At 71.6% G+C, this 13,693-nt stretch carries 12 protein-coding genes; 9 read left to right on the top strand and 3 right to left on the bottom strand.

Translation table 11 applies throughout. The annotated features are described in order from the left end of the window. Positions 1 to 442, top strand: a 442-nt coding sequence (locus ABZ371_RS18985; RefSeq protein WP_358680726.1) for a DUF4190 domain-containing protein, incomplete at its 5' end; no start/stop codon positions are given. A gap of 53 nt (positions 443 to 495) precedes the next feature. On the opposite strand, the gene ABZ371_RS18990 is transcribed toward ABZ371_RS18985, so the two are convergent. Further along, on the bottom strand, positions 496 to 1,050 hold the full coding sequence (locus tag ABZ371_RS18990; protein ID WP_358680729.1) for an NADAR family protein: 555 nt from the start codon (positions 1,048 to 1,050) through the stop codon (positions 496 to 498). A gap of 203 nt (positions 1,051 to 1,253) precedes the next feature. Between ABZ371_RS18990 and ABZ371_RS18995 the strand changes: the two genes are divergently transcribed. The 8 genes from ABZ371_RS18995 to ABZ371_RS19030 all read left to right on the top strand — a co-directional run bounded on the left by ABZ371_RS18995 (position 1,254) and on the right by ABZ371_RS19030 (position 10,960). After that, positions 1,254 to 2,768: a gamma-aminobutyraldehyde dehydrogenase gene (locus tag ABZ371_RS18995; protein ID WP_358680732.1), complete on the top strand. Its 1,515-nt coding sequence runs from the start codon at positions 1,254 to 1,256 to the stop codon at positions 2,766 to 2,768. 46 nt (positions 2,769 to 2,814) lie between these two features. Then, the gene (locus ABZ371_RS19000) at positions 2,815 to 4,062 is read left to right on the top strand and encodes a spermidine/putrescine ABC transporter substrate-binding protein (protein ID WP_358680735.1); all 1,248 of its coding nucleotides are present in this window, start codon (positions 2,815 to 2,817) and stop codon (positions 4,060 to 4,062) included. 49 nt (positions 4,063 to 4,111) lie between these two features. Further along, a complete protein-coding gene (locus tag ABZ371_RS19005; RefSeq protein WP_358680738.1) occupies positions 4,112 to 5,263 on the top strand; it encodes an ABC transporter ATP-binding protein in 1,152 nt (383 codons plus the stop codon). Next, positions 5,260 to 6,183 (top strand): ABC transporter permease, encoded by a 924-nt coding sequence (locus tag ABZ371_RS19010; RefSeq protein WP_358680741.1) that lies wholly within the window; start codon positions 5,260 to 5,262, stop codon positions 6,181 to 6,183. Before ABZ371_RS19005 ends, ABZ371_RS19010 begins: the two co-directional genes overlap by 4 nt. Then, positions 6,183 to 6,983, top strand: coding sequence for an ABC transporter permease (locus ABZ371_RS19015; protein ID WP_358680743.1), 801 nt, complete (start codon positions 6,183 to 6,185; stop codon positions 6,981 to 6,983). The genes ABZ371_RS19010 and ABZ371_RS19015 overlap by 1 nt, the downstream gene beginning before the upstream one ends. 25 nt (positions 6,984 to 7,008) lie before the next feature. Then, positions 7,009 to 8,424, top strand: coding sequence for an FAD-dependent oxidoreductase (locus tag ABZ371_RS19020; RefSeq protein WP_358680746.1), 1,416 nt, complete (start codon positions 7,009 to 7,011; stop codon positions 8,422 to 8,424). 155 nt (positions 8,425 to 8,579) lie between these two features. Then, a complete protein-coding gene (locus ABZ371_RS19025) occupies positions 8,580 to 9,050 on the top strand; it encodes a hypothetical protein (protein WP_358680749.1) in 471 nt (156 codons plus the stop codon). An 86-nt stretch (positions 9,051 to 9,136) separates the two neighbouring features. Beyond that, positions 9,137 to 10,960: a glycoside hydrolase family 18 protein gene (locus tag ABZ371_RS19030; RefSeq protein ID WP_358680752.1), complete on the top strand. Its 1,824-nt coding sequence runs from the start codon at positions 9,137 to 9,139 to the stop codon at positions 10,958 to 10,960. Here the strand turns inward: ABZ371_RS19030 and ABZ371_RS19035 are convergent. Both ABZ371_RS19035 and gabT read right to left on the bottom strand, forming a co-directional pair. Continuing rightward, positions 10,945 to 11,520 carry a phosphatase PAP2 family protein gene (locus ABZ371_RS19035; protein WP_358680754.1) on the bottom strand — a complete coding sequence of 192 codons (576 nt, stop codon included), beginning with the start codon at positions 11,518 to 11,520 and terminating at the stop codon, positions 10,945 to 10,947. The genes ABZ371_RS19030 and ABZ371_RS19035 overlap by 16 nt on opposite strands. Positions 11,521 to 11,903: 383 nt before the next feature. Then, the gene (gene gabT, locus ABZ371_RS19040) at positions 11,904 to 13,244 is read right to left on the bottom strand and encodes a 4-aminobutyrate--2-oxoglutarate transaminase (protein ID WP_358680756.1); all 1,341 of its coding nucleotides are present in this window, start codon (positions 13,242 to 13,244) and stop codon (positions 11,904 to 11,906) included. Positions 13,245 to 13,693: the final 449 nt, after the last annotated feature.

Below are 13,693 nucleotides of genomic sequence, written 5' to 3' on the forward strand. Positions count from 1 at the left end.
GAACGGACCGGGGGCGCCCGGGCCGCAGTACGGCTACCCGGCCGCACCCGCCCCGCCCGCGGCGCAGTACGGCGGGTACCCGGGCTACCCGGGTTACGGCGGCCAGCCGGCCTGGGGTCCCGCACCCGCGAACGGCCTGGGCGTCGCCGCCCTGGTGCTCGGCATCATCGCCGTCGTCGGCTTCTGCATGTGGGGCTTCGGGATCATCCTGGGCATCCTCGCGCTGATCTTCGGCATCATCGGCCGCGGCCGCGCCAAGCGGGGCGAGGCGAACAACGGGGGCATGGCGCTCGCCGGGATCATCCTGGGGTCGGTGGCGATCGTGATCAGCGCGATCACCCTGGGCTTCCTCATCTGGGCCGTCGCCAACGAGGACGGGGGCGGCGACTACGACTACGACGATCCGTACGCCACGTCCCTGGTCGTCGGCGCCAGGGGCTGACCCGCGGTACGGACGCCGCCGGGGGCGGGGGCAGACCCCCGCCCCGGTGCGTCTCACCGCGTGCGCAGCCGTGCGCGCGCCTCCATGAGTGCGAAGCCCAGCAGGTTCAGCCCCCGCCAGGAAGCCGGGTCGGCCGTCCGCGGATCGTCCTTGGCGAGTCCGATGCCCCAGATGCGGTCGAGCGGGCTCGCCTCGACGAGCACCCGTTCCCCCGTGCCCGCCAAGTAGCTCCGCAGCGCCGGGTCCTGGCCGAACTTGTGCTCGCTGCCCGCCACCACCAGGGCGAACCGCTCCCGCACCCACACGGCGTCGTCGAAGCCCCGGACCAGCCGGCCCGCCTTCTTGGCCTCGGCCGGACTCCTCGCGGCCACGGCCCGCTCCAGCGCCTCGGCGTCGCCGAAGAGCCGCGCCTTGCCCGCCATCATCCAGTGCTCGGCCGAGGCGTAGGTCACCCCGTCGACCGTGAAGGGCGACGGCCACCACTGGCTGAGGCAGCTCTGCGAGAGGCTGCCGTCCGGCCGGGGGCGGTGTCCCCAGAACGGCAGGTACTTCAGCTTGTCCCCACGTGCCACCCGCGCCACGAGGGCGTCCCTGTGTTCCTGTCCCATGACAGCGGAGTCTGGCATCCGCCACGGACAGTCCGTATGGGGTTTTCCGCAGCCACGCGACACATGGTCGACAGATTCCGTCGCGTAACCAAAAGGCAACAACGGAATCACTTGTTGACGCCAGACCTCTCTGTCAGGATCGGCACTCAATTCGAGTCGGAGCTACGCCGCCCCTGGTCAGAGGGGCAGCGGAGGAGAGCGTGATGGGCAACGGTTTCCAGGTGCAGGACCGCTTCGCGCAGGGCGCGCAGTTCATCGGCGGACGGCTGCGCCCCGGCACCTCCGGGCGCCGTCAGGAGGTCGTGAACCCCGCCACGGGCGAGACGGTGTACCGCTACGAACTGGCCGGCACGGCCGACGTCGACGCCGCCGTCTCCGCCGCCCGCGACGCCTTCCCCGGATGGTCCGGCGCCACTCCCGCGGAGCGGTCCGCCCTGCTGCACCGCCTCGCCGCCGTACTCGCCGAGCAGGCGGACGAGCTGGCGTACGCCGAGTCCCTGCAGTGCGGCAAACCCGTCAGGCTCACCACCGGGTTCGACGTGCCGGGGACGGTCGACAACGCCGCGTTCTTCGCGGGCGCCGCCCGCCACCTGGAGGGGAAGGCGGCCGCCGAGTACAGCGGGGACCACACCTCCTACGTGCGCCGTGAGGCCCTCGGTGTCATCGGGTCCGTCGCACCCTGGAACTACCCGTTGCAGATGGCCGCGTGGAAGATCCTCCCCGCCGTCGCGGCGGGCAACACCGTCGTGCTGAAGCCCGCCGAGATCACCCCGCTGACCTCGCTGATGTTCGCCCGTGCGGCCACCCTGGCCGGCATCCCCGACGGTGTCGTCAACATCGTCTCGGGTGCCGGGAAGGACGCCGGTGAACACCTCGTCGGACACGGGGACGTCGTGATGACCTCCTTCACCGGTTCCACGGCCGTCGGCAGGCGCGTCGCCGCGATCGCCACCTCCACCGTCAAGCGGCTCCACCTCGAACTCGGCGGCAAGGCGCCCTTCCTCGTGTTCGACGACGCCGACCTCGACGCGGCGGTCAACGGGGCGGTCGCCGGGTCGCTCGTCAACACCGGCCAGGACTGCACGGCCGCCACCCGGGCCTACGTGCAGCGCCCGCTGTACGACGCGTTCGTGGCCGGGGTCGCCGCCCTGATGGAGGGCGTGCGGCTGGGCGACCCCTTCGACCCCTCGACCGACCTCGGCCCGCTCGTCAGCCACGGACACCGCGACCGCGTCGCCGGTTTCGTCGAGCGCGCCCGCGCCCACGCCACGGTCGTCACCGGCGGCGAGGCCCCCGGCGGCGACCTCGCGGGCGGCGCCTACTACCGGCCGACCCTGATCACGGGCGCCGCACAGAACAGCGAGGTCGTGCGCGAGGAGATCTTCGGCCCCGTCCTGGTCGTGCTGCCCTTCGACACCGACGACGAGGGCATCCGGCTCGCCAACGACACCCCGTACGGGCTCGCCGCCTCCGCCTGGAGCCGTGACCTCTACCGGGCGAACCGCGCCACCCGTGAGATCGCGGCGGGCTGCGTGTGGATCAACGACCACATCCCGATCATCAGCGAGATGCCGCACGGCGGATACCGGGCCAGCGGCTTCGGCAAGGACATGTCCTCGTACTCCTTCGAGGAGTACACGCAGGTCAAGCACGTCATGTACGACAACACCGCGGTGGCCAGGAAGGACTGGCACCGCACCGTCTTCGGGGACCGATAGCAGCGGCCGCCGGACGGCGGCCCCACCACCCGGAAGGGCAACGCGTATGGAGCAGTACGAGCCCGAGCGCCTCTCCGCGCCGCAGCTGGCCGCCATGAGGCGCAGCCTCACGAACGGCAGGGGCGCCCTCAGCCGGCGCTCGCTTCTTCGCGCGTCGGGCATGGGCGCGCTCGCGCTCGGCGGCCTCGGCGCGCTGGGCGCGTGCGGCATCCCGCCCGCGAAGCGGGCCGGGGACGCCACGGCGTCGGACGACCACTCGGCCGCGGAGAAGCGGGTCACGTTCTCCAACTGGACCGAGTACATGGACGTCGGTGAGGACGAGAAGGGCCGCCCCACGCTCGAGGCGTTCACCGAGCGCACCGGGATATCGGTCAGGTACACCGAGGACATCAACGACAACGTCGAGTTCTTCGGCAAGATCAAGCCCCAGCTCGCCGCCGGCCAGGACACCGGCCGCGACCTCGTCATCGTGACCGACTGGCTGGCGGCCCGCATCATCCGGCTCGGCTGGGCGCAGAAGCTCGACCCGGCGAACCTGCCGCACGCCTTCGCCAACCTGTCGGCGCAGTTCCGCACCCCCGACTGGGATCCGGGGCGCGCGTACTCCTATCCCTGGACCGGCATACCGACCGTCATCGCCTACAACCGCAAGGCGACCCGCGGGCGCAAGGTCGACTCCGTCACCCAGCTGCTCGACGACCCCGCGCTGAAGGGGAGGGTCTCCTTCCTCTCCGAGATGCGCGACTCGGTCGGGATGACGCTGCTGGACATGGGCAAGGACCCGGGCTCCTTCACCGACGCGGACTACGACGCGGCGATCGGCCGGATGCAGAAGGGCGTCGACAGGAAGCAGATCCGCCGCTTCACCGGCAACGACTACACCGCCGACCTGAGCAAGGGCGACATCGCCGCGTGCGTCGCCTGGGCGGGCGACATCATCCAGCTGCGGGCCGACAACCCGGACATCGAGTTCGCGATACCGGCGGCCGGCTACATCACGTCGAGCGACAACATGCTGATCCCCGCCGGAGCCCGGCACAAGAGCAACGCCGAGAAGCTCATGGACTACTACTACGAGCCCCCGGTCGCCGCCCGGCTCGCCGCCTACATCAACTACGTCTGCCCGGTCGACGGGGTCGCCGCGGAACTCGCGAAGATCGACAAGTCGATGGCGGCGAACACGCTGATCCTCCCGGACCGGGCGATGGCCGCGAAGTCGCACGCCTTCCGCTCGCTCAGCGCCGAGGAGGAGACGGCGTACGAGGAGAAGTTCGCCGGACTCATCGGCGCCTGACCGGACCGCCCCCTCCCGATCTCCCCCGACACCACTGGGACCGCGACCCATGACACAGCACACGACACAGGGCGGCGACGTCCGTCTCGCCGGGATCAGCAAGACCTACGGCTCCTTCACCGCCGTACACCCCCTCGACCTGACCGTTCCCCAGGGCTCCTTCTTCGCCCTGCTCGGCGCGTCCGGCTGCGGGAAGACCACCACCCTGCGGATGATCGCCGGGCTGGAGGACGCCACGACCGGCACGATCTCGCTCGGTGACGGCGACATCACCGACCTGCCCCCGTACAGGAGGCCCGTCAACACCGTCTTCCAGAGCTACGCGCTCTTCCCGCACCTGGACGTCACCGAGAACATCGCCTTCGGCCTGCGCCGCCGCGGCGTCAAGTCCGTGAAGAAGCAGGTCGCCGACATGCTGGACCTCGTCCAGCTCGGCGACTTCGCGAGCCGCAGGCCGCACCAGCTCTCCGGCGGCCAGCAGCAGCGCGTGGCCGTGGCCCGCGCGCTCATCAACCACCCCCAGGTGCTCCTGCTCGACGAGCCGCTCGGCGCCCTCGACCTCAAGCTCCGCCGCCAGATGCAGCTGGAACTCAAGCGCATCCAGACCGAGGTCGGCATCACCTTCATCCACGTCACCCACGACCAGGAGGAGGCCATGACCATGGCCGACACCGTCGCGGTGATGAACGGCGGCCGCGTCGAACAACTCGGCGCCCCCGCGGACCTGTACGAGAACCCGCGCACCACCTTCGTGGCGAACTTCCTCGGCACCTCCAACCTCATCGAGGCCGAGATAGCCGACGTGGGCACCGACCTCACCGTCACGGCCGGGGGCGGGACGCTGCGGCTGCCCGCCGGCCGGTGCGCGGCCCCGGCGGCACGCGGCGGCAGGCTGCTCCTCGGCGTCCGCCCCGAGAAGATCTCCCTCACCCCCGCCGCCGACGCCGACGCGATAGCAGCCGGACGCAACCGTGTCACCGGGCGGATCGCCCACTCCAGCTTCATCGGCGTCTCGACCCAGTACGTCGTCGAGAGCCCGGCCGGCAAGGCGCTGCAGTGCTACGAGCAGAACGTCGAGCACCGCGCGGGGCTGCTGCCCGGCGCCGAGGTCGTCCTGCACTGGAACCCGGCCCACACCTTCGGTCTGGACGCCGCCCAGGACACCGCCGCGGGTGTGGAGAGCGTGGAGGACGCGGCGTGAGCGTCACCGACGCGCCGCCGGCGCCCCCCACCGGTCCGAGGATCCGCAAGCCGTCCACGCGCAAGCGGCTCGTCCCCTACTGGCTGCTCGTCCCCGGCATCCTGTGGCTGCTCGTCTTCTTCGCACTGCCGATGGTCTACCAGGCGTCGACCTCCGTGCAGACGGGATCCCTGGAGCAGGGATTCGAGGTCACCTGGCACTTCCGGACCTACTGGGACGCCCTCGCCGACTACTACCCGCAGTTCGTCCGGAGCCTGCTGTACGCGGGCACCGCGACGGTGCTGTGCCTGCTGCTCGGCTACCCGCTCGCCTACCTGATCGCGTTCAGGGCGGGACGCGCGCGCAACCTGGTGCTGGTCCTGGTGGTCGCGCCGTTCTTCACCAGCTTCCTGATCCGGACACTCGCCTGGAAGACGATCCTCGCGGACGGCGGGGCCGTCGTCGACGTCCTGAACACCCTGCACGTCCTGGACGTCACCAGCCGGCTCGGCTGGACCGAGGGCGACCGCGTCCTGGCCACGCCGCTGGCCGTCGTCTGCGGCCTCACGTACAACTTCCTCCCGTTCATGATCCTGCCGCTGTACACCTCGCTGGAGCGGATCGACGGCCGGCTGCACGAGGCGGCGGGCGACCTGTACGCCACACCCGCCACCACCTTCCGCAAGGTGACGTTCCCGCTGTCCATGCCCGGTGTCGTCTCCGGCACCCTGCTGACCTTCATCCCGGCCAGCGGCGACTACGTCAACGCCGAACTGCTCGGCTCCACCGACACCAAGATGGTCGGCAGCGTCATCCAGAGCCAGTTCCTCCGCGTCCTGGACTACCCGACGGCCGCGGCCCTCTCCTTCATCCTCATGGCGGTCGTGCTGTTCGCGGTCACCGTCTACATCCGCCGCTCCGGTACGGAGGACCTGGTCTGATGCCCGTACTGCGCCTGCTCCGCCGGAACCTCGTCGTGATCGCGGGGCTGCTGACCCTCGCGTACATGATCCTGCCGAACATCGTCGTGATGGTGTTCTCCTTCAACAAGCCGAACGGCCGCTTCAACTACGCCTGGCAGCGCTTCTCCCTGGACGCGTGGAAGGACCCCTGCGGGGTCGCCGACCTGTGCGGATCGCTCTCCCTCTCGCTGCGCATCGCCGCCTGGGCGACCGTCGGCGCGACGGTGCTCGGCACGATGATCGCCTTCGCGCTGGTGCGCTACCGCTTCCGGGCCCGAGGTGCGGTCAACTCCCTGATCTTCCTGCCGATGGCGATGCCCGAGGTCGTCATGGCGGCCTCCCTGCTGACGCTGTTCCTCAACATGGGGGCGGAACTCGGCTTCTGGACGGTGCTGATCGCGCACGTCATGTTCTGCCTCAGCTTCGTGGTGACGGCCGTCAAGGCGCGTGTGATGTCGATGGACCCGAGGCTGGAGGAGGCGGCCCGCGACCTCTACGCCGGACCGGTGCAGACGTTCCTGCGGGTGACCCTGCCGATCGCCGCCCCCGGGATCGCCGCGGGAGCGCTGCTCGCGTTCGCGCTCTCCTTCGACGACTTCATCATCACCAACTTCAACGCCGGCTCCACGGTGACCTTCCCGATGTTCGTCTGGGGATCCGCGCAGCGCGGAACACCCGTGCAGATCAACGTCGTGGGGACCGCGATGTTCGCCATCGCCGTGGCCGTCGTCCTCGTCGGGCAGTTCGTCACCCACCGGCGGAAGAAACCAGGAAAGTAAGCACGCCCCGAAGGAGTTGGAAACCATGGCCCCGGACGCCATGCGTACTGCCGCCCGAGCTCTCCGCGACGCACGTCCCCTCTCCTACTGGCTCGACGACCCGGGGAAGCCCGACCCGCTGCCCGCCCTCACCGGCGACGAGCGGTGCGACCTCCTGGTCGTCGGCGGCGGCTACAGCGGACTGTGGACCGCGCTGCTCGCCAAGGAGCGGGACCCCGGGCACGACGTCGTCCTCATCGAGGGCCACGAGGTGGGCTGGGCCGCCTCGGGCCGCAACGGCGGATTCTGCGCCGCCTCCCTGACCCACGGCGCGGCCAACGGCCTGGAGCGCTGGCCGCGGGAGATCGGGAAGCTGGAGGAGCTGGGCCGGCGCAACCTCGACGCCATCGAGGAGGCCGTCGACCGCCACTCCATCGACTGCGACTTCGAGCGCACCGGCGAGATCGACGTGGCCACCCGGCCGCACGAACTCGACGAGCTCCGGGCCTGGCACAGGCGGGCGGAGGAGGCCGGCCTCGCGGGACCGGAGTTCCTCGACCGCGACGCGGTGCGGGCCGAAGTCGACTCACCGACATTTCTCGGCGGTCTGTGGGACCGGCGCGGGGTCGCCATGCTGCACCCGGCGAAGCTCGCCTGGGGACTCAAGGAGGCATGCCTCCGCTCGGGTGTGCGCATCCACGAGAACACCCGCGGCCTGGAGATGGCCCGCTCGGGAGCGGGCATGGCCGTACGCACCCCCTACGGCAGGGTCTTCGCCCGCCGTGTCGCCCTCGGGACGAACGTCTTCCCGTCACTGGTCAGGCGGGTGCGCCCGTACACCGTGCCGGTGTACGACTACGCGTTGATGACCGAACCGCTGGACGCCGGCCGGCTCGCGTCGATCGGCTGGCGAAACCGCCAGGGGCTGGGGGACAGTGCCAACCAGTTCCACTACTTCCGGCTCTCCGCCGACAACCGGATCCTGTGGGGCGGATACGACGCCGTCTACCCGTACGGCGGCCGGCTGGATTCCGCGCTGGACCAGCGTCCGGAAACGTTCCTGAAGCTCGCCGCGCAGTTCTTCGAGTGCTTCCCCCAGCTCACCGGAGTGCGGTTCACCCACTCCTGGGGTGGCGCGATCGACACCTGCTCGCGTTTCTCCGCCTTCTTCGGCACGGCGCACCGCGGACGGGTCGCCTACGCCGCCGGCTACACCGGTCTGGGTGTGGGCGCCACCCGGTTCGGGGCCGAGGTGATGCTCGACCTGCTCGCCGGCCGCGAGACCGAGCGGACCGCTTCGGAGATGGTCCGCTCCAGGCCGATGCCCTTCCCGCCCGAGCCGTTCGCCTGGGCCGGCATCGAACTCACCAGACGGTCCCTCGCCCGGGCGGACGGCAACGGCGGGCGCCGGAACCTCTGGCTGCGGACCATGGACCGGGCGGGGCTCGGCTTCGACAGCTGACCACCGGGCCCGCGACCCGGCTCACCGCCGCACGTGTGAACCGGCTCACCGCCGAACGGGGGCCGAAGCCGCGTCATGATCCGGCCCCGGCCCCCTCTCCTGCGTGAACGCGCCGGCGGGATCCCGCCGGCGCCCACGGCGAAGAGGAGGCGGACATGACCGGCACGGGGGCGAAAGCCGCGGTCGAATGGCTGGCATCGGTGGCACCGGACCCGGACGTCTGCCGGTGGGAGTGGGAGCGCGACCCGCAGGGCATCGCCCTGCTGCCCGCCGGAAAACGCTGGGACGTACTTGTTCTTCCGGGCACGCTGGGCCGGCCGACGCTCGACGTGCTCACCCGGCTCCTGGACCGGCCGGGCCCCGTCCTCGCCGACTTCGGCGATGCCCGCACGAGCTTCTTCGTACCCCCCGGGACCGCCGCCCACTGGCTCGGCACCGGGATCCGCGGCGCAGGTCAGGGCACCTGGATCGCCGTCCCGTACCCGGGCCGCGCGCTCGGCGGGGTGCGGTGGCTGATCCAGCCGGACGGTAGGGGAACGCTGACCGACCCGGGCGTCCTGGAGCTGGCGATGCACGAGGCCGCGGCGGTCCGCGGCGCCCGGGACCGCGGAGGGGCGGAGGGGTGAGGTACTGCCAGAGGTCTTGACAACCTGATTGGTCTGGACCATGTTGTGCGCGGCCCCACCCGATTCCCCCCTGTACGGAGGCTGTTGTGGAACGCACCGGACCACCCGTCCGTTTTTCCGGACTTCTGGCCGCCTTCTCGGCGGCGCTCCTCGCCGCCGGGACCCTGGCCGCCACCGCCCCCGCCGCCGGGGCAGCCGACGCCGACCTGGCGCGCAACGGGGGCTTCGAGGCGGGCCTGGACGGCTGGAACTGCTCCGGCGGCAGCGGAGCGACCGTCAGCAGCCCGGTGCACGGCGGCACTTCGGCACTCAAGGCGACCCCGGCCGGCAGCGACAACGCCAAGTGCTCCCAGACCGTGACGGTGAAACCCGGCTCCGCCTACACGCTGAGCGCGTGGGTGCAGGGCAGCTACGTCTACCTCGGGGCATCCGGCACCGGCACCACCGACGTGTCGACCTGGACGCAGTCCGCGGGGACGTACAAGCAGCTGTCCACCAGCTTCACGACCGGCCCCACGACCACGTCGGTGACCGTCTACACGCACGGCTGGTACGGCACCCCCGCCTACCACGCCGACGACCTCACCCTGACGGGGCCGGGCGGTGACCCGGTCGTCGTCCCGGCCGCCCCCACCGGACTGCGGGCCGGCACGCCCACCTCGTCCTCCGTGCCCCTGTCCTGGACGGCCGCGCCCGGCGCGACGGGCTACCAGGTCTACCGCAACGGCACGAAGGTCCTCACCGCCACCGGCACCTCCACGACCGTCACGGGGCTGGCCGCGTCGACCGCGTACAGCTTCCAGGTCACCGCCGTCAACGCCGCCGGGGAGTCCGCGAAGTCCGCCGCCGTCGGCGTCACCACGACGGCGGGCGGCGGCGGGGGAGGCGGCGGCCTCCCGGCCCACGCACTCGTCGGCTACCTGCACTCCAGCTTCGCCAACGGCTCCGGCTACACCCGGATGGCCGACGTGCCCGACTCGTGGGACGTCATCAACCTGGCCTTCGGCGAGCCGACCTCCGTCACCTCGGGCGACATCCGCTTCTCCCTCTGCCCCGTGGCGGAGTGCCCGGGCGTGGAGAGCGAGGCGGAGTTCAAGGCCGCCATCAAGGCGAAGCAGGCAGCCGGCAAGAAGGTGCTGATCTCCATCGGCGGCCAGAACGGCCAGGTGCAGCTCTCGACCACGGCGGCACGCGACACCTTCGTCTCCTCGGTGTCCAGGATCATCGACACCTACGGCCTCGACGGGCTGGACATCGACTTCGAGGGCCACTCGCTCTCCCTCAACACGGGCGACACCGACTTCCGCAGCCCGACGACCCCCGTCATCGTCAACCTGATCTCCGCGGTGAAGACGCTCAAGGCCAAGTACGGCGCCGGCTTCGTCCTCACCATGGCACCCGAGACCTTCTTCGTGCAGCTCGGCTACCAGTACTACGGCTCCGGCCCCTGGGGCGGGCAGGACCCGCGCGCCGGTGCCTACCTGCCGGTCATCCACGCCCTGCGCGACGACCTCACACTGCTGCACGTCCAGGACTACAACTCGGGCTCGATCATGGGCCTGGACAACCAGTACCACTCCATGGGCGGCGCCGACTTCCACATCGCCATGACCGACATGCTGCTCACCGGTTTCCCCGTCGCCGGCGACACCGGCAAGGTCTTCCCGGCGCTGCGCCCGGAGCAGGTCGCCTTCGGGCTCCCCGCCTCCACCCAGGCGGGCAACGGCCACACCTCGCCCGCAGAGGTCACCAAGGCGCTCAACTGCCTGACGAAGAACACCGACTGCGGGTCCTACCGGACGCACGGCACCTGGTCCGGGCTGCGCGGGCTGATGACCTGGTCCATCAACTGGGACCGGTTCAACAACTGGGAGTTCTCCAGGAACTTCGACGCCTACTTCGGCGGCTGACCCCGCCCGGAGCCGGCCCGGGTGCCGGCCCGGAGCACCAGCAGCACCACCGCGCCCAGGCACCAGGCCGCCACCACGTCCAGCGGCCAGTGGTACCCGCGCAGCACCAGACCGACGCTCGTCGCCGCCGTCAGTGAGGCGGCGGCGACGAGCGTCACCCAGGGCCGGGCGAGGTAGGGCGCCAGCAGCAGCGCCGCGGCGCCGTAGGCCACCGCCGCCGTGGACGTGTGGCCCGAGGGGTAGTAGCCGGTCGCCTCCGTCAGCGGGCCCTGGCGGTCGGTCCACAGCTTGAGGGGTACGACCAGCGCGGGGACGGCGGCCATGGCCAGCACGGCGTACACCGCCGGGCGGCGGGCGCCCCGGAACCAGGCCAGGAGCACGGCGCACGCCAGTGCGGAGCCGGCGACCTGGGGGTTGCCGAGGTCGGCGAAGAGGTCGGCGAGCCGGGCGGGACCGCGCCCGGCCAGGGCCAGGCCCAGCCGTTCGTCGGGTCCGAGCAGGGGGCCGTCGGCCACCACCTGCCAGGTCACCAGGGCGAAGACCGCCAGAGCCGCGGCCACCGCGGAAACGAGGGGGACCGGCCACCGGGGAACAGGGGGGATTGTTCCGGGGTGGCCGGTCGGATCGGTGTGCCGCGCGCCCCGGGGGGTGTGGGGCGGGCGGCCGCCCGATCGGTGAGGAGTTCCGGAGCCGGAGGCTCCAGCGGTGTGCGCCGGGGCACGGCCGGGACGGTGCTGGGGGAACTCCGGCCCGGCATCGCCCGCAGTTCCCTGCGGGCGGGGTGTTTCTCTCATCCGGGAAGACCGTACGTCAGAGGGAGGCGGACCGACAGCGGCAAATGTAACCCGCCATCGGCCCCCCACACCTTCTTCACAGGCCCTCACCGGGGCACCGGTCATTGCGGCGGAAATCGCCTCCGGGGACCCGGAGGGCCTCGTACGGATCAGAGCTGGGCGAATGCCTGCTCCAGGATGTCGAGGCCCTCGCCGAGCAGGTCCTCACCGATGACCAGCGGCGGCAGGAAGCGCAGGACGTTGCCGTACGTGCCGCAGGTGAGGACCAGCAGCCCCTCGGCGTGGCAGGCCCTGGCGAGCGCGGCCGCGGCGGCGGCGTCGGGGTCCTTCGTGCCGGACTTCACCAACTCGATCGCGATCATGGCGCCCCGGCCGCGGATGTCCCCGATGACGTCGCCGTTCGGGAGCTTGTCCCGCATCTCGGCGAGGCGGCCCTTCATGATCTCCTCGATGCGCCGGGCCCGGCCGTTCAGGTCCAGCTCGCGCATCGTCTCGATGGCGCCGAGCGCACCCGCGCAGGCCACCGGGTTGCCGCCGTACGTGCCCCCGAGGCCGCCCACGTGCGCGGCGTCCATGATCTCGGCGCGGCCCGTCACCGCGGAGAGCGGCAGGCCGCCCGCGATGCCCTTGGCCGTGGTGATCAGGTCCGGGACGATGCCCTCGTCCTCGCAGGCGAACCACTGGCCGGTGCGGCAGAAGCCCGACTGGATCTCGTCGGCGACGAAGACGATGCCGTTGTCCTTCGCGAAGCGCGCGATCGCGGGCAGGAAGCCCTTGGCCGGCTCGATGAAACCGCCCTCGCCGAGGACGGGCTCGATGATGATCGCGGCGACGTTGTCCGCCCCGATCTGCTTGGTGATCTCGTCGATCGCCTGGGCGGACGCCTCGGCGCCGGCGTTCTCGGCCCCGGTCGGCCAGCGGTAGCCGTAGGCCACCGGGACGCGGTACACCTCGGGCGCGAACGGGCCGAAGCCCTGCTTGTACGGCATGTTCTTCGCCGTCAGCGCCATCGTGAGGTTGGTGCGGCCGTGGTAGCCGTGGTCGAAGACGACGACCGCCGTGCGCTTCGTGTACGCCCGGGCGATCTTCACCGCGTTCTCGACCGCCTCGGCGCCCGAGTTGAAGAGCGCCGACTTCTTGGCGTGGTCGCCCGGGGTCAGCTCCGCCAGCTGTTCGCAGACCTCGACGTAGCCCTCGTACGGCGTGACCATGAAACAGGTGTGGGTGAAGTCGGCGAGCTGTGCCGACGCGCGGCGCACGACGGCCTCGGCGGAGGCGCCCACCGAGGTCACGGCGATGCCCGACCCGAAGTCGATCAGGCGGTTGCCGTCCACGTCCTCGATGATCCCGCCGCCCGCCCGGGCGGTGAACACCGGCAGCGTGGACCCCACGCCCGCCGCGACCGCCGCGACACGGCGTGCCTGCAGCTCGACGGACTTCGGGCCGGGGATGGCGGTGACGACGCGGCGCTCCTGCGGAATGTGGGACATGCGGGGCTCCTGGGGGTGTTCCGGACGCTTCTCTGCTGTGCAGGCTAGGGGCGGGTACGGGACGAGGTCATGCTCCGATCGGGAGTGGTCGGGCGTGTCTCCTTGTCCGCCGCGGACAGATGAGCGGTGGCGGGGGACGGGAGGCCGGGGCCGCGCCGTCCGGCGACCTTGCCGAACTCACCTTGTCCTGGCACTAGATTGGCCGGTGCAGAAGGCGGGACCCGGCTGGTCAGGGGGCGGCGGTTCATGAAGAGCGACGACATGCGTGACGCGAGGGGCGCGAGCGGCCCCCCGGGGCAGGGCGACCGCCCGGATGCAGGCCGGTACGCCGTGCCCCGCCCGGCAGGCCCTCCGCCCGCCCCGCCCTCCGCCCCGCCTCCGCCCGCGGCCCCGCCGGCGCCCGCCGCGCCGTCGGTGCCGGCCGCCCCGCCGGCGCCGCCCGGCCCGCC

Origin of the sequence: Streptomyces sp. NPDC005899, from assembly GCF_040629645.1 — a bacterium.
Classification (GTDB): Bacteria; Actinomycetota; Actinomycetes; order Streptomycetales; family Streptomycetaceae; genus Streptomyces.